This window comes from Pseudoalteromonas neustonica (assembly GCF_001653135.1).
Taxonomy (GTDB): domain Bacteria; phylum Pseudomonadota; class Gammaproteobacteria; order Enterobacterales; family Alteromonadaceae; genus Pseudoalteromonas; species Pseudoalteromonas neustonica.
Genome location: NZ_BDDS01000011.1, coordinates 44222 through 68318, shown reverse-complemented (window position 1 = coordinate 68318; position 24097 = coordinate 44222). Strand labels below are relative to the sequence as shown.

General features: G+C 40.5%; 21 protein-coding genes. 3 read left to right on the top strand and 18 right to left on the bottom strand.

Annotated features, from left to right (window positions below):
• Positions 1-4 precede the first annotated feature (4 nt).
• The 9 genes from bamA to rpsB all read right to left on the bottom strand — a co-directional run bounded on the left by bamA (position 5) and on the right by rpsB (position 10042).
• Positions 5-2476 carry an outer membrane protein assembly factor BamA gene (gene bamA / locus A7967_RS15265; RefSeq protein WP_054206054.1) on the bottom strand — a complete coding sequence of 824 codons (2472 nt, stop codon included), beginning with the start codon at positions 2474-2476 and terminating at the stop codon, positions 5-7.
• Between the two features lie 104 nt (positions 2477-2580).
• Positions 2581-3933 carry a sigma E protease regulator RseP gene (gene rseP / locus A7967_RS15260; protein ID WP_054206001.1) on the bottom strand — a complete coding sequence of 451 codons (1353 nt, stop codon included), beginning with the start codon at positions 3931-3933 and terminating at the stop codon, positions 2581-2583.
• Between the two features lies 1 nt (position 3934).
• On the bottom strand, positions 3935-5140 hold the full coding sequence (gene ispC, locus A7967_RS15255) for a 1-deoxy-D-xylulose-5-phosphate reductoisomerase (protein ID WP_054206002.1): 1206 nt from the start codon (positions 5138-5140) through the stop codon (positions 3935-3937).
• The gene (locus tag A7967_RS15250) at positions 5137-6003 is read right to left on the bottom strand and encodes a phosphatidate cytidylyltransferase (RefSeq protein WP_054206003.1); all 867 of its coding nucleotides are present in this window, start codon (positions 6001-6003) and stop codon (positions 5137-5139) included. Before A7967_RS15250 ends, ispC begins: the two co-directional genes overlap by 4 nt.
• Positions 6004-6019: 16 nt before the next feature.
• On the bottom strand, positions 6020-6799 hold the full coding sequence (gene uppS / locus A7967_RS15245) for an undecaprenyl pyrophosphate synthase (protein WP_054206004.1): 780 nt from the start codon (positions 6797-6799) through the stop codon (positions 6020-6022).
• Positions 6800-6880: 81 nt separating this feature from the next.
• On the bottom strand, positions 6881-7402 hold the full coding sequence (gene frr / locus A7967_RS15240; RefSeq protein ID WP_211842138.1) for a ribosome recycling factor: 522 nt from the start codon (positions 7400-7402) through the stop codon (positions 6881-6883).
• A 50-nt stretch (positions 7403-7452) separates the two neighbouring features.
• Positions 7453-8202 (bottom strand): UMP kinase, encoded by a 750-nt coding sequence (gene pyrH, locus A7967_RS15235; protein ID WP_016707641.1) that lies wholly within the window; start codon positions 8200-8202, stop codon positions 7453-7455.
• A gap of 156 nt (positions 8203-8358) precedes the next feature.
• Complete coding sequence (gene tsf, locus A7967_RS15230) at positions 8359-9210, bottom strand: translation elongation factor Ts (protein WP_054206006.1); 852 nt, start codon at positions 9208-9210, stop codon at positions 8359-8361.
• A 103-nt stretch (positions 9211-9313) separates the two neighbouring features.
• Positions 9314-10042: a 30S ribosomal protein S2 gene (gene rpsB / locus A7967_RS15225; protein WP_054206007.1), complete on the bottom strand. Its 729-nt coding sequence runs from the start codon at positions 10040-10042 to the stop codon at positions 9314-9316.
• 273 nt (positions 10043-10315) lie between these two features.
• On the opposite strand from rpsB, the gene map reads away from it, so the two are divergent.
• The 3 genes from map (at position 10316) to dapD (ending at position 14624) form a co-directional block, all read left to right on the top strand.
• Entirely contained in the window at positions 10316-11101 is a 786-nt protein-coding gene (map, locus tag A7967_RS15220; RefSeq protein WP_054206008.1) for a type I methionyl aminopeptidase, read from the top strand.
• Between the two features lie 70 nt (positions 11102-11171).
• Entirely contained in the window at positions 11172-13787 is a 2616-nt protein-coding gene (gene glnD / locus A7967_RS15215; protein WP_054206009.1) for a [protein-PII] uridylyltransferase, read from the top strand.
• A gap of 9 nt (positions 13788-13796) precedes the next feature.
• A complete protein-coding gene (gene dapD / locus A7967_RS15210) occupies positions 13797-14624 on the top strand; it encodes a 2,3,4,5-tetrahydropyridine-2,6-dicarboxylate N-succinyltransferase (protein ID WP_054206010.1) in 828 nt (275 codons plus the stop codon).
• A gap of 234 nt (positions 14625-14858) precedes the next feature.
• Here the strand turns inward: dapD and A7967_RS15205 are convergent, their stop codons facing one another.
• From A7967_RS15205 to A7967_RS15165, 9 genes are all read right to left on the bottom strand, one after another.
• Positions 14859-15887, bottom strand: a complete 1029-nt coding sequence (locus A7967_RS15205; protein ID WP_054206011.1) for a DUF2804 domain-containing protein — start codon at positions 15885-15887, stop codon at positions 14859-14861.
• Positions 15888-16165: 278 nt separating this feature from the next.
• A complete protein-coding gene (locus tag A7967_RS23025) occupies positions 16166-16789 on the bottom strand; it encodes a hypothetical protein (protein ID WP_054206012.1) in 624 nt (207 codons plus the stop codon).
• 113 nt (positions 16790-16902) lie between these two features.
• Positions 16903-17235, bottom strand: coding sequence for a Na+/H+ antiporter subunit G (locus A7967_RS15195; RefSeq protein ID WP_054206013.1), 333 nt, complete (start codon positions 17233-17235; stop codon positions 16903-16905).
• 9 nt (positions 17236-17244) lie between these two features.
• On the bottom strand, positions 17245-17514 hold the full coding sequence (locus tag A7967_RS15190; protein ID WP_016707651.1) for a K+/H+ antiporter subunit F: 270 nt from the start codon (positions 17512-17514) through the stop codon (positions 17245-17247).
• On the bottom strand, positions 17508-18044 hold the full coding sequence (locus A7967_RS15185) for a Na+/H+ antiporter subunit E (RefSeq protein ID WP_054206014.1): 537 nt from the start codon (positions 18042-18044) through the stop codon (positions 17508-17510). Before A7967_RS15185 ends, A7967_RS15190 begins: the two co-directional genes overlap by 7 nt.
• Complete coding sequence (locus tag A7967_RS15180; protein WP_054206015.1) at positions 18044-19561, bottom strand: monovalent cation/H+ antiporter subunit D; 1518 nt, start codon at positions 19559-19561, stop codon at positions 18044-18046. The genes A7967_RS15185 and A7967_RS15180 overlap by 1 nt, the downstream gene beginning before the upstream one ends.
• Positions 19558-19905 (bottom strand): Na+/H+ antiporter subunit C, encoded by a 348-nt coding sequence (locus A7967_RS15175; RefSeq protein ID WP_054206016.1) that lies wholly within the window; start codon positions 19903-19905, stop codon positions 19558-19560. Before A7967_RS15175 ends, A7967_RS15180 begins: the two co-directional genes overlap by 4 nt.
• The gene (locus A7967_RS15170; protein ID WP_054206017.1) at positions 19905-22697 is read right to left on the bottom strand and encodes a monovalent cation/H+ antiporter subunit A; all 2793 of its coding nucleotides are present in this window, start codon (positions 22695-22697) and stop codon (positions 19905-19907) included. Before A7967_RS15170 ends, A7967_RS15175 begins: the two co-directional genes overlap by 1 nt.
• 246 nt (positions 22698-22943) lie before the next feature.
• Positions 22944-24053, bottom strand: a complete 1110-nt coding sequence (locus tag A7967_RS15165) for a hypothetical protein (protein WP_152960628.1) — start codon at positions 24051-24053, stop codon at positions 22944-22946.
• Between the last annotated feature and the right edge of the window lie 44 nt (positions 24054-24097).

Sequence of the window (24097 nt, the reverse complement as noted above, 5' to 3'; positions counted from 1 at the left end):
TCCTTTAGAAAGTATTACTAATATTAAAGCTGATAGTCTTCGTATCGTCATTTTCTTCTTGTTGCAATGGATACGCAAAACTAATCAACATTGGACCCATTGGAGAGATCCATTGTAATGATAAACCCGTTGAGACTCTAAAACGCATCGGATCTGAATAATCGTCAAGTAATGCACGATCGTTATCACTTAAGCTTTGATAGCGCTCTACGTTAAACTCAGTATCCCACACGTTTGCTGCATCAACAAAAAAGCTGGTACGCACAGAACTGGTATTATCTTCATCTAAAAACGGTGTAGGAACGATTAATTCCATACCTGCAACCGCTTTTGCATTACCACCAATGCGCCCAGCAGGAATTAACTGATCAAAGACTGGATCACCGCCAATAACACCGTTGATCTTTCCGTCTTTTTCTGGAGTACCACCTACATTTGAAGAGTCACGTGAAATAGCATTAGGCAAAATAGTGTTACGATCAAAACCACGCAGTTCCATTTCAGTTATCCGAAAATACTCTTGAAATGGGAGGGTTTGATCATATCCATTTGTATTACCATAACCATTACCGTACCCCAATGCTGCACGCGTTGAAAATACCCAACGATGATCATCACTAATTGGCCAGTAAAAACGCGAGTCATAATTTAACTTAAAGTAAGTCAAATCTGAATTTGGCGTAGTACCAGTTAAGTTTAACGTTTGACGAGAACCTGCTGTTGGGAATAAACCTCGGTTTACAGTAACACGTGACCAACCAACGCTTAGTTCATATTTAGTAAAGTTATAACCTGCATCTGGATGAGCAGGATCTAAAAATGTCTCACGTAATACACGTGTTTGTTCGTAAACAGCGATATCAGATAGTTCTTCTTCAATCCAACGTGCCCCAAAATTAATACGGTTCACTGCATCGATTGGGAAGCCTATGTTGGTGCCTATACCATAGCTTTTTGATTTATAATCAATAAGGCTAAATTTACTAGCATCATAATTACTGTAAAAAATACTGCTACCTTGTGACACACCATCTGGCGTAAAGTAAGGGTCAGTGTACGATAAACTAACACGCTCTGAACCACGTGAAGTATTGATATTCAGACCAATCTGATTACCAGTACCCAAAAAGTTAGATTCAGTTACACCAATGTTAAACTGTAAACCTAGGTACGAACCATAAGCAAGGCCTGCGTTAAAGCTACCAGCTGACTGTTCTTTAACTGTAAAATCTACATCAACCTGATCATCAACGCCTGGTACAGGTATAACGTTAAAATCCACTTTTTCCATATATGGTAAGCGTTGGATTTGTAATTTTGAACGTTCAAGATTTTGATTTGATAACCATGCACCTTCAAGCTGTGTCATTTCACGGCGCAGTACTTCATCTGCCGTATTTTGGTTGCCACCAACAATAATACGACGAACATAGACACGTTGCCCAGGTTTAACTGATAGCGTTAACTGTACTTCTTTGGTTTCATCATCAATCTCAGGGATTGTACGCACTTCAGCGTTTGCATAACCAAAACGCGCTAAATAGCTTTTAATAAACTCTTCTGATGAAGTAACCACTGAACCGTTATAAAGTTCACCAGCACGCAGCGGTATCACACTTTTAATTAATTCTTCGCGACCGAGTAAATCACCAATAAAGTCAAAGCCTTTAACTTTGTATTTAACACCTTCATTGATGTTCGCTGTTACATACACAGATTCACGTTCTGGGCTCACTGATACTTGAGTTGAATCAATATTAAAGCGTAAGTAACCACGATCTAAATAAAAACTACGAATTTTCTCAAGGTCACCTTCAATGGTTTGTTTCTGATAGCGATCGCTACCCATAAACTGCCACCAAGATAAATCTTGTTGTGATTCTGCAAGCGCTAACAGCTCTTCATCTGAATATAATTCGTTACCAACTAAGTTGATTTGACGAATAGATGCTGCATCACCTTCATCAAATTCAAGTTTTAACTTAACGCGGTTACGCGGTAATTTAGTGATGCTAACATCGATTTTTGCATTGTATTTACCAATACTATGAAAAAACTCAATTAAGCCTTTTTCAATGTTATCAATCACGGTTTTATCAAGCGGCTCGCCTTGGCGAATATCTTGTTGATCAAGTGACTGCGTTAGCTGCTCATCTTTGATGTCTTTGTTACCATCAAATTCGATAAAACTAATCGTCGGGCGCTCAGTTACTTTAAAAATAACGTTGTTACCATCGCGTAATGCTTTGATATTGTCAAAGTGACCTGAGCTGTACAGTGACTTAATTGTTTTTGAAATTGTATATTCATCAACATCGTCACCCACATTTATTGGGATGTGTGTGAGCGCAGCACCTAGTGCAACTCGCTGTAAGCCTTCAACTTTTAAATCTTCAACAATAAAGGAGGTTTGGCCTAGGGCTGCAAAGCTGGCGCCTAATAAACTTGTTACTGCCAAATGTTTTTTTATAGCCATTTTATTATCTTTATCCTTTACAACTGTATTACCGCTCAACACCATAAAATTATAATTTAGCAGTGTCTTACAATCGTGTTTTTAATTCGAGACTGTCGGGATTGTTATAATCGCGATACATCATTGAACAAAGCGAAACATGTTAGAAAAATGAGTAGCAGAGCTCCCACTTTAAAACCAAACTCTTGTGTCTTTTCAGAGACCGGCTTTTTACGAAAAAGTTCAATTATGTAATACATTAAGTGACCGCCATCAAGCACTGGCAAGGGTAATAAGTTAAATACACCCAAGTTCACACTGATCAAAGCCAAAAAGCCTAAAAAGGCGACTAAGCCATAGCTTACGCTAGTTCCTGCCCCAACGGCAATGCCTACTGGACCACTTAAATTCTTTACTGACACTTGGCCTGTAATTAAATTACCAATCATATCGAAACTTAAGGCAATCAAGCGCCATGTTTCATTTACGCCACGCACAATACTATCGAGTGGGCCATAATGTCTAGTTTCAATATAACCATCGGGCCATTTTTCAACAACCGGTGCAACACCTAAAAACCCTTGAAGCTGCCCTTCGTTGCCAGCACGCCCTTTAGGAGTCACTGTTAGCAACTCCATACTATCTTGTCTTTTTACACTAAATTGTAATGATTTGTTAGCGGATTGCTCAATAACATTAACTAATTGCTGCCAACTGCTTATTGTTTCACCATTTACTGCGAAGATTGTATCTCCAACTTGTAATTTAGCCTCAGCCGCAGCTGAGTTTACGGTAATTGCTGCGATAGTTAATGTCGCTTGTGGACGAAAAGGCACAATGCCTAAAGATGCTAAAGGCGGTACATCTTGTTGATCTAGTTTCCAGCCATCTATATTTATGGTTTTAATTTGTTCTTGGTATTGCTCATTACGCACAGTAACAGCGACGCTTTTATTGCCAAGGTTTGCCATTAATGCAAATGTAGCATCTTGCCATGTACCTATATCTTCATCGCCAATTTTGAGTATATGTTGATTGGGTAATATACCGGCTTGTTCAGCGCGACTCCCCTCATTGATAGTACCAACAACTGGCTTAACTGATTGCACACCAATCATATACATTGCAGCTAGTGCAAAAATAGCAAAAATGAAATTTGCCATAGGTCCTGCAGCTACAATCGCAATACGCGCTTGCACTGACTTGGCATTAAACGACAAATGACGTTGTTCTGACGGTACATCATCGACACGCTCATCGAGCATCTTTACATAACCGCCAAGTGGAATAGCAGCTATTACATATTCTGTATCGAGCTTATCGCGCCATGTTAACAATGGCTTACCAAAACCAATTGAAAAACGCAGAACTTTAACGCCTGCTTTGCGAGCTACCCAAAAATGCCCATATTCATGCACTGTAACTAAAATACCCAGCGCTAAAATAAAAGACCCTAAATTCCACAGAAAATCGAACATATTAGCGTACTACCTTTGCAATGAGTTGCGTCGCTTGAAGTCGAGCTAAACGGTCACATTCAAGAATTTCATCCAATGTATGCACGTTTACATCAACCGTTGCTTCTAATGTTTGTGCATTAATACGGTAAATATCCGTAAAGCCAATCACCCCTTGCAAAAATGCATTAACGGCAACTTCATTAGCTGCATTAACCGTAGTGGTTGCCCCCTGCCCTGTATTACAAGCGGCAATTGCTAACTGTAAATTTGGGTAACGAGTAAAATCAGGTTTAGTGAAAGTAAAATCGGCGAGTTGTGAAAAATCAAGTGGCGTAACCCCCGCATCAATGCGCTGCGGGTATGCTAAAGCATGCGCAATGGGTGTGCGCATATCGGGATTACCCATTTGTGCTAGTACTGAGCCATCTTGATACTGCACCATTGAATGAATAATACTTTGCGGATGAATAACCACTTCAATATCTGTTGCCTGGCAGTTGAATAGCCATTTAGCCTCAATAAACTCTAAGCCTTTATTCATCATCGTAGCCGAATCGACTGAAATCTTTTGCCCCATTGACCAATTAGGGTGAGTAACGGCCTCTTGCACCGTGACAGTATTTAAAGTGTCAATATCACGAGTTAAAAAAGGTCCGCCAGAGCCTGTCAGTAAGATTTTACTAACACCATGCTCATGCAATTGTGCGTTTGTTTTTGAACCTTGCAGAGCACTTGGCAGGCATTGGAATATTGCATTATGCTCACTATCAATTGGCAACAATGTGGCTTTATGTTGTTTTACTTTATCGATAAACAACTGGCCTGACATCACTAAGGATTCTTTATTTGCCAATAAAACCTTTTTACCCGCTTCAACCGCGCTGAGTGTAGGAATGAGCCCCGCGGCACCAACTATCGCCGACATAACAGCATCAACATCTGGGTGTGCAGCAAGCTCACTCATTGCAGCAATACCGCTGAGCACAATCGTTTTAGATTCTGAACCAGATAAGTACTGAATTAACTGCTGCGCAGCATGCTCATCCGCCATAACAGCAAAGCGAGGGCGATGAGCGACGCATAACTGCGCCATTTTTTTTGCATTTTTACCTGCCGTAAGTGCAAATACGCAAAACTGCTCTTGATTTCGAGCGACAACATCTAAGGTACTTAAACCGATTGACCCCGTCGCACCAAGAATCACTAGTTGCTGTTTACAACTCATAGACTAAGCGTCCACGCATAGCATAAAACGAAAATAGGCGCTGCAGCGGTTAAGCTATCAAGGCGATCTAAAATACCGCCATGCCCAGGTAAACATGATCCACTGTCTTTGAGACCAGCCTCACGTTTAAACATACTTTCGAGTAAGTCACCTATCGCTGAAAATAATGCAATAAATACAGTCATAACAGCATAAATTGGCCAAACTGACATATCAACATTGGTAAAATGACAAAAAGCCAAAACAAATATTACCGCAGCGACTACACCCCCAGCTAAACCTTCAATCGTTTTGTTGGGGCTCACTTTTGGCATTAACTTATGTTTACCAAAGTTTTTGCCCGTAAAGTACGCACCAATGTCTGCGCTCCATACGATACCTAATACCACTAAAATAAGCATAGAACCAAAGTGCGTTGACTCACCATAATTTGCGCTTCGTAATGTATTCAACGCAAGCCACAATGGCACTAACGTCAAAATACCTGCAATGGCACGCATTACTATGCCTTCATTCCATGCTTTTGCCATGGCTGGGTAACGCCACACTAAGTAGGTAGCAACAATCCACCAAGAAAATGACAGAGTAAATATATAATTTGCATCCCCCACTAATTGGCCGTCAAACCACAAGCTCTCAATTGGCCAATGCCAGTTAAGCAGTACCAGTAGCAGCGCAATAAATACGACAAATGAAAAACGCTTTAATTTGTCACATAGGCCCATAAATGCAGACCATTCCCACGCACTTAATAAAACTATCGCGCCAGCAATATAACTAAATAATGTAAGTGGTGTATAAAAAACCAAAAGTAATGCTAAAGGGGCTAGCACTAAAGAGGTTAAAATTCGTTGTTTTAGCAAAGTATTACCCTTTTAATTAGGTTTCGGCGAGTAATTGTTTTATTTGTTCGCCAGTACAACCAAATCGTCGCTCTCTGGCAACGTAACAAGCGATCGCATCAGCAAAAGCAGCTTCATTAAAGTCAGGCCAAAGCGTATCGGTAAAATAAAGTTCGGCATAAGCAACTTGCCATAATAAAAAGTTACTAATGCGTAAGTCGCCCCCGGTGCGGATCAACAAGTCAGGTTCAACCTGATCCTGCATACTCATCTGCGAGGCTAAGTGCTCTTCTGTAATATCATTGGGATCTAACTCTCCAGCAGCGACTTGTTTTCCAAGCTGCTTAGCCGCATTAGCTATATCCCATCGTCCGCCATAATTTGCTGCAATATTAAGTTGCAGCCCTGTATTATCCACGGTCAATTGATGTGCTGCATCGACTTTTTTTCGCAACGTATCTGAAAACCGAGATAAGTCGCCAATAATAGTTAATTTAACATTATTTTTATGAAGTTTTTTAACTTCCTTGCTCAGTACAAATAAAAACAATTCCATTAAGGTACTAACTTCATCATCAGGGCGTCGCCAATTTTCACTACTAAAAGCGAATAAAGTCAACGATTGTACACCTAACTTAGCGCAAAATTGCACCGACTGACGAACTGCATCAACGCCTTTCTTATGACCGTACACACGAGGCTTATTCTTCGCCTGTGCCCAACGACCATTTCCATCCATGATTATAGCGACATGCTTGGGTAAACATTGCTGTGAAATTTTATCAGCGTTAAGAACCATAAATATCGAGTATTCCATAAAAAAACGCCGCCTAGTATACCCTAGACGGCGTCCCAAAACTAATAAATTTCATAACCCAAATTCAGGTTATTTAACTGCTTAGATTTCCATCAATTCAGTTTCTTTTGCTGCTAACAGTGTATCCATTTCTTTGATAAATTTGTCAGTAAGCTTTTGAATTGCATCATCAGATTGGCGTGCTTCATCTTCAGAAATATCTTTATCTTTCAATAAGCTTTTAACATCACCATTTGCATCACGACGAATATTACGAACAGCAACACGACCGCCTTCAACTTCACCACGAACGATCTTGATTAAGTCTTTACGACGTTCTTCTGTTAGTGGAGGAAGTGGAACACGAATAACCGTACCTGCTGACATTGGATTTAAACCCAAGTCAGATGCCATAATTGCTTTTTCTACTGCTTGTGCAAGTGATTTATCAAACACACTGATCGCCAGTGTGCGGGCGTCTTCAATCGACACATTAGCAACTTGATTTAACGGCGTTGGTGCACCGTAATATGACACCATAATGCCATCTAAAAGTGCCGGATGAGCACGGCCAGTACGAATTTTAGATAGTTGACTGCCAAGTGCCGTTACACTTTTCTGCATACGTTCTGCAGCATCTTTTTGAATATCGTTAATCACGGTTCAATCCTAATCTAGTTAATAACTTCATCTGAGGCTTGTGAAGAGATAAGTGTGCCTTCTTCTTCGCCCATAATAACGCGCTTTAATGCGCCTGACTTATTCATATTAAATACGCTCAATGGCATATTGTGATCTCGCGCAAGTGTAAATGCCGCAAGATCCATTACTTTTAATTCTTTTTCAATAATTTCATTGTAGCTTAAGTGACGATAAAGTGTCGCTTCCGGATTTTTAACAGGATCATCACTGTAAACACCGTCTACTTTCGTCGCTTTAATAACGGTATCTGCTTCAATTTCGATACCACGTAAACACGCTGCGGAATCAGTTGTGAAGAAAGGATTACCTGTACCCGCTGCAAAAATAACAACGCGACCTGTTTTTAATAAGCTAATTGCTTCAGCCCAGTTGTATGCATCACACACGCCGTTAAGTGGGATAGCTGACATTAAACGACAGTTAACAAATGCACGATGCAACGCATCTCTCATTGCAAGGCCATTCATTACAGTCGCGAGCATTCCCATATGATCGCCTACAACGCGATTCATACCTGCTTCAGCTAACGAACCACCGCGTAAGAAGTTACCGCCACCGATAACTAAACCCACTTCTACGTCGAGTTCTACAAGCTCTTTAATTTCTTGCGCCATACGGTCGAGTACTTTTGGGTCGATGCCGAAGCCTTCGTCTCCCATCAGTGCTTCACCACTTAATTTGAGAAGAACGCGTCTAAAAATAGGTTTACGATTGATAGTCATAGTATTTGGGCCAACTTTTAAAAAAAGGATAAAAAATAACCGCGCTTATGATAAACATAAAGAGCGCGGTTATTTTAAAGAATTTCTAGCCGTGACGCAAAAGCAAATAGCATATTAATTGCATATAATTACTTCATTCATCACAGATAGTTAATCTTACTGACCTTTAGCTGCAGCAATTTGCGCAGCTACTTCAGCAGCAAAATCTTCTTCTTTCTTCTCAATACCTTCACCAACTTCTACACGTACGAAGCTAGTAACTGTTGCGTTTTTCTCTTTAAGAATATCGCCAACAGATTTTTTAGGTTCCATGATGAAAGCTTGACCAGTAAGAGAAACCTCACCAGTGAACTTCTTCATGCGACCAACAACCATCTTCTCAGCGATTTCAGCAGGCTTGCCTTCATTCATCGCGATTTCGATTTGTACTTGCTTTTCTTTTTCAACAACGTCAGCTGGTACGTCAGAAGGCGATAAGTATTCTGGACGTGAAGCAGCAACGTGCATTGCAACGTGCTTAAGTGTTTCTTCATCAGCAACACCCGCAACAACAACACCAATACGGTCACCATGGCGGTACTCAACTAGGTTTTCACCTGTGATGTACTGCAGGCGACGTACGTTGATGTTTTCGCCAATTTTAGTAACTAGCTCAACACGGTCTTCTTCAAACTTAGCTTGTAAGTCTTCGATAGACATTGTGTCAGCAATTGCAGCGTCAGCAACTTTATTAGCAAATGCTAAAAAGCTTACATCTTTTGCAACGAAGTCTGTTTGACAGTTAACTTCTACTAGTACAGCAACACCGGCATTTTGCTTGATGATGATAGTACCTTCAGCAGCAATGTTGCCTGCTTTTTTAGCAGCTTTAGCAGCGCCACTTTTACGCATGTTTTCAATCGCTAACTCGATGTCACCATCAGTCTCAGTCAACGCTTTTTTACAATCCATCATGCCAGCGCCTGTACGCTCGCGTAATTCTTTAACTAGGGCAGTAGTTACAGCCATTAGTAAATCCTCAAATCTGAAATCTGGTTAGATAAGCGGGTTCCCGCTCTACAAGAATAGCAAGTCTTCACCTAAAATTAGATGAAGACTTGATGACAGCTAATTACTCAGCTTCAACGAAGTCGTCTTTCTCAGCTTGAGCAACGATATTGCTCTCACGACCTTCAGTGATAGCTGCTGCAACTGCACCAGTGTAAAGGTTGATTGCACGGATCGCATCATCGTTACCAGGTACGATGAAATCAACACCGTCTGGGTTAGAGTTAGTATCAACGATCGCAACAACTGGAATACCTAGGTTGTTAGCTTCACGGATAGCGATATGCTCATGGTCAGCATCGATAACGAAAAGTGCGTCTGGAAGACCACCCATGTTCTTGATACCACCAAGGCTCTTCTCAAGCTTGTCCATTTCGCGGTTAAGCATTAACGTTTCTTTCTTAGTTAATTTCTCGAAAGTACCGTCTTGGCTTTGGATTTCAAGGTCTTTAAGACGCTTGATTGATTGACGAACTGTTTTCCAGTTAGTCAACATACCACCTAACCAACGGTGATTTACGTAATACTGGTCACTTGCGATAGCGGCTTCTTTAACCGACTCGCTTGCTGCGCGCTTAGTACCAACGAAAAGAACTTTACCTTTGTTTGACGCAGCACCAGTTAAAAACTTAAGTGCGTTGTTGAACATTGGAACTGTTTGCTCAAGGTTGATGATATGAACACGGTTACGTGCGCCGAAGATGAAAGGCTTCATCTTAGGATTCCAGTAACGTGCTTGGTGACCGAAGTGAACACCAGCTTGAAGCATATCGCGCATTGAAACGTTTGCCATTTTGTATTTCCTCTGTTTAGTTTAGGGTTAGGCCTCCACATATCCCATAGCACCAACACCGCAGTTAAATGAAACTGAAATGCACCCAAGTGTATGTGACGATACGTGTGTGTGTTAAAATAAAATTGTGTTTGCCTTAAAATACAAAAAATCATTTAAGAATTTATTTGTAAAAAGACGGCGCGCTTTATACCATATTAAAAACAAATACTCAACGTCGCGTGCAAAATTTGTGCGACAATAAATGTGTTAAAACTCGACAATGGAGCCTCCATGAGTGCTGTGATAAAGACCCCTGAAGAAATAGAGAAAATGCGTGTAGCCGGGCGCTTAGCGGCAGAAGTTCTAGAAATGATAGAGCCGCATGTAGTCCCTGGTGTGACCACTGATGAATTAAATACAATTTGTCATAATTATATTGTCGATGTGCAAAAAGCCATTCCGGCTCCATTAAATTATCATGGCTTCCCTAAATCAATTTGCACCTCAGTAAACCATGTAATTTGTCATGGTATTCCTAACGACAAAGCATTAAAAGATGGCGACAGTGTCAATATTGACATCACTGTCATCAAAGATGGTTACCATGGCGACACGTCTAAAATGTTTCATGTTGGTACACCTGATATTCAAGGCAAACGCCTTGCTGAGATAACTCAACAAAGCTTATACCTTGCTATTAAAATGGTAAAACCAGGTGTACGTTTAGGTGATATTGGCGAAGCGATTCAAAAATACGCTGAAAGCCATAAATATTCAATCGTGCGCGAATATTGCGGCCATGGCATTGGTGCTGAGTTTCACGAAGAGCCACAAATTATGCACTATGGTCGTGCTGGCACTGGTGAAGCCCTAAAAGCGGGTATGTGTTTAACAATTGAGCCAATGGTTAACGCTGGTAAACGCCAATGTAAACTGCTTAAAGATGAATGGACGGTTGTTACTAAAGACCGTAGTTTATCTGCGCAGTGGGAACATACATTGTTAGTTACTGAAAATGGTGTTGAAATTTTAACGCTTAGATCAGATGATACTATCGATAGAATCATTGAGCATTAATACCAATTTGGTATAAATACTAATTCGCCCAATTAATTGGACGAATTAGTATTCTAAGGAGCCAGCCCACGTGGCATTACCTAATAAAGTTAAAAAGCTACTCAGCGATGCTGAGTTGCTCACCGATTACAAAGACTGCTCTAATTATTTTTATAAATGGTTACAAAACGAGTTTTCAAAACAACCAGTCGGTAATTTAATTAATGCCCGGGCTGAGTTTATCGATCGGTTACTAATAAAGCTTTTTCATGTTTATGATTTAGCCCATGAGCCAGATTTAGCCCTGATTGCCGTTGGTGGGTATGGCCGCGGTGAATTACACCCCTATTCTGATATCGACTTTTTATTACTTGTTACACAACAACCTAGTGAAGCAATTTGTGAAAAAATTGGTCAGTTTGTCACTATGCTGTGGGACCTTAATTTAGAAATTGGCCACAGTGTACGTACCATAGAACAAGCTATTGAACAAAAACGTGAAGATGTTACGTTTGCCACAAGCTTGCTTGAAAGCCGGCTATTGTTTGGCAATCATATAGAGTATGAAAAACTTAAAAATCATATCCTCGACACCCCTGTTTGGCACTCTGATGAATTCTTTTTGGCTAAAGTACAAGAACAACAACTACGCCATAAAAAATGCCATGGCACAGCGTATAACCTAGAGCCAAACATTAAAGAAAACCCCGGTGGTTTACGTGATTTACAAACTATCATTTGGGTTGCAAAAAAGCACTTTAGGGCTGAAACCTTACAAGAGCTTATTAGTCACGGTTACCTGACTCACGAAGAATACCAAGAGCTACTTGAGTGCTTAGAAAACTTATGGAATATTCGTTTTGCACTGCATTTAGCTGCAGGGCGATCAGAAAACCGCTTATTATTTGACCACCAACCACTGGCTGCTGATTTACTCGGTTTTGGTAGTGATGGCAAAGCGTCTGTTGAGCGAATGATGAAGCGCTTATTTAGAATAATGAGCCGTGTTCGTGAGTTAAATCAAATGCTATTGTCGTACTTTGAGCAAAGCATTTTACCGGAATCAAGCGAGCAACCGGTTATTGAACTTGACCGCAACTTTGAGCGCATTGGTCATCAAATAAGAGTTAAAAACCCATCAGTATTTTTTCGCCGCGATCAGCTCTTCGTCTTATTTGAGCATATTGCCGATAACCCAACAATGACGCACATTTATCCAAGTACCATAAGAACAATTCGCCAAGTGCGTCGTCGTCTATTAGGTGACTTACAAGATTACGCGGCCTGTAGAGAAGCCTTTCTGCGCCTTGTTAAACATCCCAATGGCATGGGTCGTGCTTTTACGTTAATGCACAAACATGGCATGTTAGCGGCTTATCTCCCGCAGTGGCGTAACATATTTGGACAAATGCAGTTTGATTTATTCCACGCTTATACCGTAGACGAACACACGCATAAACTTATCAATAATATTTATCAGTATTTTGATAAATCAAGTGCCAACAAATTTCCAATTTGTTGTGAAATTGTCACACGTATGGATAAACCCGAGCTGTTATATCTCGCAGGGATTTTTCATGACATTGCCAAAGGTCGCGGTGGCGATCATTCTGAACTTGGCGCTGTTGATGCCATTGCTTTTGCTAAGTTGCATAACTTCACAAACTCAGATGGTAAGTTAATAGCATGGCTAGTAAGTAACCACTTACTTATGTCAGTTACTGCGCAACGTAAAGATATAAATGATCCTGATGTGATAAAAGAATTTGCCACACGGATAAAAAACGAACGTCAACTTGATTACCTTTATTGCCTAACCGTGGCTGATATTCGCGCGACCAATGACAACTTATGGAATGACTGGAAAAATACGCTACTACGTGAGCTTTACTTACACACGCAACGCGCATTGCGATTAGGGCTTGAAAACCCAATGGATCAGCGCGACCAAATTCGCGATAAAAAGCATCAAGCAAAACAACGCCTACTTAATCATGGCTTTGGCGAAGAACAAATAGATTTAATTTGGGCCCGCTTTAAAGCAAACTACTTTACCGCATTCAGTGAGCAACAAATCTCATGGCACAGTGAGCATTTGTTAAAAGCTGATTTAAGCCAACCCAGTGTTGTGGTATCTAATGAAGCCATGCATGGTGGCACACAAGTATTTGTTTACAGCCCCTACTCGGGTGGTTTATTTGCCCGTTTAGTGAGTGTGATTGGCTCAAAAAAGGCACAGATCCAACATGCACAAGTACTTACCACCCGCGATGGTTATGTCTTGTTTAGCTTTGTAGTACTTGAAGTAAGCGGTGAGCCCATTGCCAGCGGCCGTGCGCAATCAATTAAACGCGGTCTAGATTTGGCACTTGCTGATCCAAGAAAGAAAATTCGTTTTAAAAAGAATCGCTCGCAACGCTTTAAAGATTTTAATATTAAACCAAAGATAATTTTACGTCCTCATCCGCGTAAAGATCGCAGTTTAATTGAAATTCAAGCCGTAGATATACCTGGTTTATTGACCAAAATTGCTGAAGTATTTCAAGCACATTTATTACACATACACGCCGCACGGATCACCACTGTGGGTGAGCGTGCAGAAGATTTCTTCGTAGTATCAAACAACGAATACCAAGCCCTTACGGACGAAGAACAAGCAAAAATTCATCAAGCATTGCGTAAAAAACTCAACGCAGAAACAGAATAAGAGGACCTTATGTCAGATTTAAAAACCATGATTGAAAACGCCTGGGATAACCGCGATAACATCAGCCCAAGCACAGTATCAAATGAAGTTAAACAAGCCATTATTGATGCACTTGAGCTGCTTGATAGCGGCGCTGCACGCGTTGCTGAAAAAATCAGTGGTGAGTGGGTTGTCCACCAATGGTTGAAAAAAGCCGTGTTACTGTCGTTCCGTATTCGCGATAACCAACCAATGCATGACGGCGTAAACCAGTTTTACGACAAAGTACCGCTTAAATTTAGTGACTACACGCCAGAGCAGTTTCAACAAGGTGGCATGCGCGTAGTACCAAATGCAGTCGCGCGTAAAGGTAGTTTTGTAGGTAAAAATGTAGTGCTTATGCCATCATACGTAAACATTGGCGCATACGTTGATGACGGCACCATGGTTGATACATGGGCTACTGTAGGCTCGTGTGCACAAATTGGTAAGAACGTACACTTATCTGGTGGTGTTGGTATAGGCGGCGTTTTAGAGCCGTTACAAGCTAACCCGACCATCATTGAAGACAACTGCTTTATTGGTGCACGTTCTGAAATCGTAGAAGGCGTTGTTGTTGAAGAAGGCGCTGTTATCTCAATGGGCGTTTACATCAGCCAAAGCACGCGTATTTACGACCGCGAAACTGGCGAAATCCACTATGGCCGTGTTCCAGCAGGCGCAGTTGTTGTACCAGGTGCATTACCATCAAAAGATGGTAGTCACAGCTTGTACGCTGCAATCATCGTGAAAAAAGTAGATCAACAAACCCGTGAAAAAGTAGGTATCAACGCCCTGCTTCGTTCGATAGACGAATAAATCATAGCTGTAAGCTTTCAGCCGTCAGCGATCAGCTGATTTGAGTTAATCGTAAGTTGGTATGAAGTAACACCCGCTCACAGATTATCTTAAGTTTAGAATATCAACTGAACTTTATTTGTATTAAAAAGCCCTAAGTATTGCTGTTTAGGGCTTTATTTATATTCGCTACTAATCACTCTTTTCAAAATTAACACCACTTATAACTTACCGCTTAAAACTTAAAGCTCCTCTCTACCACTTCGCATAGTGATCTTCGGTAAAGCCCCATTCGCCATTGAGTGTGATAACTTCGTCTGGGAGGATTATTTCACCATAGTAACGGCCGAAGTGTTGAGTAAAGTTGCTGGCGATGATGAGTAAGTTGGTTTTATCTTGGCGTTTACCAGCGGGTTCAAAGGTTAGATTTATAATACCGTCGTTTGAGCGTAGCCGCCATTTACTCGTTGCTTTAGCATTACCATAACGCTCAAATTGAAAATCGACCATATCAATTTTATAAAGCGTGCCATCGAGCCACAAGGCGTTTTCGGTAAAACCTGTTTCAATAACCCCTGCACTTAAATTTAAACCTAAACGGCGGCCATCGGTTAATATGCAGGCTAAACTCCCCCAGTTCCAAAATGTTTCTCGGCGCATGTAACCTGCGCTCCAATCTACACTTGCGAGTGAGTTATGCGTTTGAAGATCAAATAAACGACCACGCCACTTCACGGTTCCATCACATGGAAGCGCTGCGCTTTTCTGAGTAAAATGAAACCCTGTAAAACCCGCGCGAACACATACGGCAAGCGAATTGTAATTAGCTGACTCATCTATGTTGGCATTAATTTTAAGCCCTGATTTTAAATCAACTTTCACATTGCGTATGCGCGGATCATTCGTTGTCTGAATCACTACGCTGTTACGCCCTTTTTGAAAGGTAGCTTGCCCTGTATTTGGTGTCGGATCTATACACGTATTTAAAGAGAATAGGTTTATAAAGCTATATTCATCAAACTCTTGGGTGTTTGGGTCATATATGTATACAAAGCAATTGCTGGCTATTTTTAAGTCAACAATTGCTAAACCAATAATTAACTGACCACTGGTAAAACTAATAAACTGAAATTGATTAAATCTTAACTTTTTAAAAAGTGTATTACTGGGTTTACCCATTGCGCTACGAAGGTCAAAATCCATATAATTGATATTATCCACTCCATCTGGAAAAATACCAAAGTGGGCTTGTCCATGTTGATTAATCAACTCTTTTTTAGCCATGTAGAAAGCTTCCTTTAGTATCTAAAAATACAATCATTCGCTTAAAGCTTGCGCATTATACCCAAACCACCTCAAGATGCAGAATTCAGCGTTTCACAGGGACTTAATATCAAGGCGTTACTTTGCGAGAATGGTAGTCCATTTTAAGAAGTAACAACGATGAGAGTCAGTGCCTGTGAAACGCCCAAAGGGTTGGTTTAAAAGCGATTTATACGGCGTTAATGATTTTAACAATAGAACCACTATTACTTGCAATCAATGCCTTGCCTAAATCGCTTTTAATTCCAACTGAAACTTGTATATTGAGGTGGTTTGGGTATACAACCAAACCCACTCAGATCAATTTGTTTAATTTTCTCACCTTTATCACTTTGGCCGTTATACGTGATGATCAACGTATTTGCTTTTTCTTTAAATGTAAAAGTGCCAAGCCAGTCGAGCGTCACGATAGGTTGAAGTGTATAAAAACCGGTTGAATCGGTACATTGATATGAAAAGTAATGAGTCGCTTTGCCAAACGCGCCTACATCGGACGTATAAACACTAATGTTTCCTTGTTGTTTATAGTCGTCGGCCTGAGTTCCTACTACTACATACAATACACTAATCACAGTAAATAAAATAAACTGAATACCTGCCAAAATAAATATACCGACATCAACTACTTTTAAAAACCACGAACGCGGCGCATCTATATAAATTTGACAGCGGGTATGATGTATAAGAAAAAAGCCGCCCATAATCACAAGGGCTAACTTGATAGGTATTAAATACGCACTAAATAAATACATACTTTTTGCGCTATGCCATTGCAGGCCAAAGGCGGTAGGTATAAGTAAACTATCAATTAAAGGAGCTAATATCAGTAAATACGCGATAATGCGTTTTTTATCTTTAATCATTTATAAGCGTTGGTAATAAATCATGTTATTGAGTGTACAAATAAAAACAGCCAATAAAAAGCCCGCTAAGTTAAACCTTGCGGGCTTTTTATTATAACAATTAGTATAAGTAATTAATCGTCTTCAATGTTGTCTAATCCCTTAGTCCCTTCTTTAGCTTTAAGCTTATGATGTATCGCGGATTTTATAAGCATATACCCACTGATAGGCGCTGTGATCAATAAAAATATCGTGATCAACAGTTCTTTAACACTTATACCATCTTGAGTGTTGCTAAAAAACACCATAGCTCCAATGAGTACTCCAGCCATACCGAGTGTGGTCGCTTTTGTTGGGCCATGTAGACGCATAAAAAAATCAGGCATTTTAATAAGGCCAATTGAGCCTATTAAAATAAATGCGCCACCAATAAGTAATAAAATAGACACTACCCATTCACTGTACATACGTTTTCCTTATTCGATGATGTCGCCACGTAACAAATATTTACATACCGCTACGGTGCTTACAAAGCCGAGCATTGCTATCAATAGCGCTGCTTCAAAGTAAAGCCCAGTACCCATGCTCATACCATATAAAATGATCAGTGCTATGGTATTTATATACATAGTATCAAGCGCTAAAATTCTATCTGGTACTGACGGACCAACAACCAAACGCCATAAATTGAGTAATAGCGATAGGCCAATCATTGCAAAGACGATTAAGAACACCGTTTCTAACATTGAAATATCTCCTTCAGTGGCGCTTCATAACGTTTTTTAATTGTATTGATAAGCTCTTGTTCGTCATTCAAATCTAATACATGTATTAGTAAATAACGTTGCTTTGGCTTCTCACCTTTTGGCAGTGATTCTGGAATTGGATACACTTCCGCACTTACTGTTCCCGGGGTTAGCGATACAGTGCTTGCCAAAATAGTAATAGGCATTGAGTGGCTTAAATCTAAAGGAACTTTAACAAACGCAGGACGTAATTTTTTAGTCGGCCCTAGTATCAGTAATGCCACCTGTAGATTAGCAGTAATAATGTCATATAACACAATAATTAGCTGCTTTAGGGCTAACCCTGGCTTAATGATCAGTGGCTGTGGGACACGAAATGGAAATGTCGCCAATGGAATTAAAATAGCAAAAACCGTAGCCAATACTAAGTGCCCAGCAGATACACTATTATTAAGTAACAGCCATACCACAAACAATAGACCACTACGAAAAGGCGTTGGCAACCAACTAAAACGTGATTCTAAACGCATTATGAACCTCCCCCAAGTACAGTGTTAATACCACCGGTTATATCATGTAGCTGCGTAGCAGCAGCGATCATATATTCACTCACTGGACCACCAAATATAACTAATAAAGGCGAACATATTAATAAACCGATTACCGCAATGATTTGTAGTGGCTGGGCTTTTACGCCTTCAGTTAACTCACTATCTTGGTGTTTACGTTCCCAAAACAGACTAGTCCCAGCACGTGATAATGCCACCAACAGCGCAAAACTGGCAATTAAGTAAACAGGCCAAAACAACAGTGCTTTTTCACTATCTAATGCTGTTTTTAAAATCCACACTTTACCTACAAACCCTGAAAGTGGCGGCATGCCGATCACACTCAAAGCGGCAATAATAAAACAAGCACCTAGCAATAGAGGTTGTCCTACCGCTCGCCCTGCTGCAAAACGATCTGCGACTTTTCCGCGTTGATGAGAAATTAAATCAGCGATTAAAAATAATGCCGCACACACTAACGTTGAATGTACTAGGTAATACAATAATGCAGCAGTAGCATTAATATTTTGAATTGCCACTAAAGCCACCAACGTACCAACCGATACGATCACCAAGTTAGCGGTGAGTTTACGCAAATCTTGAGCTGCAATAACACCGATTGCACCCGCAATAATTGTTGCCACAGCTAATCCCCACAACCAAGGTTGTGCCATGTGGGCAAGTTGCCCTGCTTCATCGCCAAAAATAACCGTATATACGCGTAACATTGTATACACGCCTACTTTCGTCATTATCGCAAATAACGCAGCCACTACGGGCATTGCACTAGCGTAAGTATTAGGTAACCATAAATGCAATGGCAATAACGCGCCTTTGAGTGCAAAAACAACAAGTAGTAATAAGCCACCTATCTTGGCTAGGTAGACATCATCACCTTGCAACTGAGACATTTTTTGCGCCATATCGGCAATATTTAATGTTCCCAGTACACCGTATAAAATACCAAGTGCAATCAAAAAAACACTAGAGCCAATTAGATTTAAGCTAACGTACTGAATGGCTGAACGGGTCTTATGTTTATCACCGTCATGCATCAATAATGAATATGAGGCAATTAATAGTACTTCAAAAAATACAAATAGATTAAATAAGTCACCTGTTAAGAAAGCGCCATTAACACCCAGTACAAGGAAATGTACTAATGGGTGAAAAAAGCCTCCTTTCTCGTCATCACCTACACAGCTATATAAAGTAACAACCAAGCCTAAGAGTGAAGTAAGACACACTAATAACACAGAGACTAAATCAGCAACAAGTACAATACCAAATGGCGCTTGCCAATCACCAATGGCATAAACAATGATGCCTGAATGCAACACTTCCCATAATAAGAACGCACTCACTAACGTACTTAGAAAAGCCATAAATACAGAAGCTACACGACGAATTGGAATACTTTTTCCACACGGTGGTAGCAGTAAAATAACCCCAGCCAACATAGGTAATAAAATGGGCCAAGAAGCAATGTGCTGAATCATTTGTGCTCCTTATGTTCAATTTTTCCTAAGTGACCATCAACATGATCATTGCCTAAATCTGCACGGCCACGAATTGCAAGTATCACAACAAATGCGGTCATTGCAAAACCTATTACTATTGCTGTTAATACCAGAGCTTGTGGCAGCGGATCTGCATAATCAGCACCGGTACCTAATACTACTGCTTTATTAATAGTTAAACGCCCTGACGAGAATAAAAACAAGTTCACTGCATATGAAAGCATTGTAAGCCCTAATACAACCGGAAAAGTCCGTGCTCGTAGGATCAAATAGACCCCACAAGCGACTAATACACCAACGCATGATGCGTATAACAATTCCATTAAATATTTACCTCATTTTTTGGAGTATCGGCTGTTAATTTACCTAAACTGGCGAGAATCATTAATGTCGCGCCCACAACAGTCAAATACACACCTAAATCAAATATAATGGCACTTGCCAATTCTGTTTTGCCCACAAATGGGAAGTCAAAATAATCAAACCATGTTGTTAGAAAAGGCCTATCAAATGCCCAACTACCCAATCCAGTAAACATTGCGATAGCAATACCTGAGGCGATAATTTTACGGTAATTAACATCAAAGCGTTCAGTGATCCAAATAGAGCCGTGAGCCATATATTGCAAAATAAATGCAATAGCGGTTACCAAGCCTGCGATAAATCCACCACCAGGTAAGTTATGACCACGTAAAAAGATATATGCTGACACTAATAGGGCTAATGGTAATAAGCTTTGTGAAATACTTGCTAATAATAGTGGGTGGCGCTCACGTGCCCATGGGCGACCTTCGCTATCACTTGCTGGCATAAATAAAGGTAAGTTAGTAAGTACTTTATAAATACCTAATGCAGCAATACCTAATACCGTGATTTCACCGAGCGTATCAAACCCCCTAAAATCGACAAGAATTACGTTCACTACGTTTGTACCACCACCGCCAGTTTTAGCATTAGCAATAAAAAAGTCTGATATTGACTCAAGCGGCCTTGTTAATAACGCATAACAAATACTCGCTACAACAACTCCCATTGCAGAAGCAATACTTAAATCACGTATTACACGTAATGAGCTTGATTCTTTTGGTGTACGCTGTGGTAAAAAGAACAATGCTAGCATCAGCAGAATCACCGTAACTACTTCGACTGTTAGCTGTGTTAGTGCTAAATCAGGTGCTGAGAAACGTGTAAACGCCACTGACACCATCAACCCAACAATTGACAACATTAATAAAGATACCACGCGTGAGCGATGCCAAATTACGGTGCTAATTGCACCTATAATCAACAGCCCAGCGCCAATTGCATTATGAAAATCGATCGGAGTACGCGGCGCTGTGCCTGCCAGTGCTTCCATTTCGAATAATGGCCAACCCGCGCACAATAACACCACGCCTAACATTACAACAATGTAGCGTTGTAATGAGCCATTCTCTACACTGCGTACTTTATCTCGACTCCATTTAATAATGTTATAAACAAAACGTTCAAAAGTTTTCTTGGCATTTAATGGCGGCAATGACGCCTGGAATTTAAACAAATGTTTACGCTGAATATAAATAAACACGCCACCCACTACAGCCATCGCGCTCATAAGTAATGGTAAATTAAAGCCATGCCAAATTGATAATTTAAACTCTGGTGTAGCCTCTCCAAGCACCGCTAATGACGCCGCTGATAAAATACCGTCAACCACAAAGTGTGGAAACATACCGACCAATAAACACAACACAACCAGAATTTCGATTGGTACACGCATATAACGCGGTGGTTCGTGCGGTGTTTTAGGTAAATTAATTGGGTCACCATTAAAAAACACATCGTGAATAAAGCGTGCAGAATAAGCCACAGAGAAAGCAGCCGCTAGCGTTGCTAACACAGGGATAAGCCACGACATTGAGCCTAATATCTGTTGGTGTAGCGTTTCTGCAAAAAACATTTCTTTTGACAAGAAACCATTTAATAACGGTACTCCTGCCATTGCAGCGGCTGCAACCATCGCAAGAGTGGCGGTATAAGGCATAAAACGCCACATTCCGTTGAGCCTGCGCATATCACGCGTGCCAGTTTCGTGATCGATAATACCCGTGGCCATAAATAATGACGCTTTAAAGGTCGCATGGTTAATGATATGAAATATCGCCGCGACAGTGGCAAGCTCAGTATCCAAACCAAGTAACAGTGTTATTAAACCTAAGTGACTAATCGTTGAGTACGCCAATAGCCCTTTTAAGTCATGCTTAAATAAAGCGATATAAGCACCGACTAATAACGTTGCTAAGCCAGTCATGGCGACCAAGATAAACCAGGTATCAGTGCCCGCCAGTGCAGGGTAAAATCGTGCTAATAAAAAGATACCGGCCTTAACCATTGTTGCCGAATGTAAATATGCACTAACTGGCGTCGGCGCAGCCATTGCATGTGGCAGCCAAAAATGAAACGGAAACTGTGCAGATTTAGTGAAGGCGCCCAACAATACAAGTACTAATGCAAGCTCATATAAATCATGCGATTGGATCAACGCTTTGCTAGCTAAAATAACATCTAAATTATAGCTACCAACTATATCACCTAGCAATAACAAGCCACCAAGTAACGCTAAGCCACCTGCACCTGTAACGGCCAGTGCCATACGAGCACCTTTTCGCGCTTCAGATTTATGCCACCAGTAACTAATTAATAAAAATGAGCTGATACTGGTCAATTCCCAAAATAACCAGAGCTGGATGACGTTATTTGACATAACAATACCCAGCATTGCCGTCATAAACAGCATTAAATAGCTGTATAGCTTAGGCATTGAATCATTACTACTTAAGTAATAACGGGTATAAAAAATAACGAGTAAGCCAATACCTAGAATCATAAAAATGAACAGTAAGCTTAAACCATCTAAACGAAAGGCTATTTCCATGCCAAGAGCGGGGATCCACTGCGCGGTAAAGCGAATCGTCTCACCAGCCAAAACGGCGGGCGTATGATAAATCGCAATTGCTAAAGCGCACAGTGGCGCCATCATAGTAAGGCTCGTAGATTGGTTACGAGTCAATTTGCCGGTGCATGAAGAAATAACACTGCCAATTAAGGATAGCAAGGGTATCCAGAGCAAAGTCATAGTGAGAAACCTTTTAAAGTCATAAGAATATCAATACGTCGCTAGTTAATTTTAGTTGTGTACTGGTCATTGTGAATGGTTATTTATTTTTGCTTATTAAAACAATTATAGTGGGTATAGTTATACTGATCAGGGATCATTTTGTCTATAGTGAGGGCACCTACCCGCCGTTATTTTGAACAAATTTAACGTCGATTTTATATTATTTACAACTTTTATGCCTATTCGTTTTATTTATCATTTTATCTAAAAAGAAATTTTCTCTTCAAGCTGCGTGAAATAATCACCAAAACGTATCGGTTGCTCTGCTGGGTTTGCTATTTGCTTTAACCATAATTGCTGATATTGTTGCGAGAGTGGGATCTGTTGATATTGCATTATTGACCAATTTTCGCTGGGTTTATACGCTTTTATTGCTGTCTGACAACTATCACTTTGTTGCCAACCAATAGGCGGCGCCACTCCATTTGCAATAAATAAGTTTGGCGCTACAAAGCCTTTTTGCTGGCATAACCATGCTTGCTTAGTTGCTGGTAAAACGTACTCATCTTCAAAACCACTGAAATGCATGAGCTCATGTAAAAATAATCCGTAGTGACTCGCTGAATTTAGGTGCATGATTCCACCACTGACGTTACCTAAACCACTGCGTGTCATCATCACAATAAAGTCAAATCCAGTTGGCCATACTTTATTGTTAACAAGCGGCCGCCAATCGCATCGTGCTGCATGCTCTGGATGTTGTTGACAGTTTATTGAGTCCCCTAAGTAAATGGGTTTACTAAAACAAAAGCTTCCTGCTCTTGGTTGAGGTTCTATTTGATAGCGGGTTTTAAATATATTGAGTTGTGCTAAGCCTTGGCGATGATCTGTCATCATCAGCACATTAAACTCACAATGCGATTGTGCTTGTTGCTGTGCAAAAGATAATAAAAAACCCTCATGGCTTGCAAAGCGTTGATCAATACTCGCTGGCGCCGCACTATATTGTAATTTTAATTGCTCTGCTGCATCGCTTTCAGGCAACAACTGCAGCTGTGATAATGCGGTTAAATCGTCCCAACGCTCTAATTTCAGCAATAACGCACTGAGTTTACGGCGTTTATCAGCATTTTGTTGGGCAGCGCTCGCTCGCCAAAAAGGTAAGGCAGATTGCCCCTTACCATTTTTTAATAAGCGTAATGCCCAAACAAACTGTGCATCAGCTTCACCGCTCAAAGCTAATAAATATAATGTAGGATCGGGCAAAGAACTCAACAGGGATTTAAAATCATCAGCAAAGCGGTAATAGTTTATAAAAATCGAAGTCGGGGTATGTTTTACATGCCAAAAAGCAAGAGCGTGATGCTGATTCACCGAGCTAGGTAACCCTCCAAAGCTCAGTATAACAACAACGCTGA

Coding starts and splice junctions, on each gene's coding strand:
- uppS (WP_054206004.1), bottom strand. CDS start 6,799: ATGGAATACTCGATATTTATGGTTCTTAACGCTGATAAAATTTCACAG.
- bamA (WP_054206054.1), bottom strand. CDS start 2,476: ATGGCTATAAAAAAACATTTGGCAGTAACAAGTTTATTAGGCGCCAGC.
- ispC (WP_054206002.1), bottom strand. CDS start 5,140: ATGAGTTGTAAACAGCAACTAGTGATTCTTGGTGCGACGGGGTCAATC.
- A7967_RS15170 (WP_054206017.1), bottom strand. CDS start 22,697: ATGACTTTGCTCTGGATACCCTTGCTATCCTTAATTGGCAGTGTTATT.
- A7967_RS15175 (WP_054206016.1), bottom strand. CDS start 19,905: ATGGAATTGTTATACGCATCATGCGTTGGTGTATTAGTCGCTTGTGGG.
- dapD (WP_054206010.1), top strand. CDS start 13,797: ATGTCAGATTTAAAAACCATGATTGAAAACGCCTGGGATAACCGCGAT.
- frr (WP_211842138.1), bottom strand. CDS start 7,402: ATGCAGAAAAGTGTAACGGCACTTGGCAGTCAACTATCTAAAATTCGT.
- map (WP_054206008.1), top strand. CDS start 10,316: ATGAGTGCTGTGATAAAGACCCCTGAAGAAATAGAGAAAATGCGTGTA.
- rpsB (WP_054206007.1), bottom strand. CDS start 10,042: ATGGCAAACGTTTCAATGCGCGATATGCTTCAAGCTGGTGTTCACTTC.
- rseP (WP_054206001.1), bottom strand. CDS start 3,933: ATGTTCGATTTTCTGTGGAATTTAGGGTCTTTTATTTTAGCGCTGGGT.
- A7967_RS15190 (WP_016707651.1), bottom strand. CDS start 17,514: ATGTTAGAAACGGTGTTCTTAATCGTCTTTGCAATGATTGGCCTATCG.
- tsf (WP_054206006.1), bottom strand. CDS start 9,210: ATGGCTGTAACTACTGCCCTAGTTAAAGAATTACGCGAGCGTACAGGC.
- A7967_RS15195 (WP_054206013.1), bottom strand. CDS start 17,235: ATGTACAGTGAATGGGTAGTGTCTATTTTATTACTTATTGGTGGCGCA.
- A7967_RS15180 (WP_054206015.1), bottom strand. CDS start 19,561: ATGATTCAGCACATTGCTTCTTGGCCCATTTTATTACCTATGTTGGCT.
- A7967_RS15185 (WP_054206014.1), bottom strand. CDS start 18,044: ATGCGTTTAGAATCACGTTTTAGTTGGTTGCCAACGCCTTTTCGTAGT.
- pyrH (WP_016707641.1), bottom strand. CDS start 8,202: ATGACTATCAATCGTAAACCTATTTTTAGACGCGTTCTTCTCAAATTA.
- A7967_RS15205 (WP_054206011.1), bottom strand. CDS start 15,887: ATGGCTAAAAAAGAGTTGATTAATCAACATGGACAAGCCCACTTTGGT.
- A7967_RS23025 (WP_054206012.1), bottom strand. CDS start 16,789: ATGATTAAAGATAAAAAACGCATTATCGCGTATTTACTGATATTAGCT.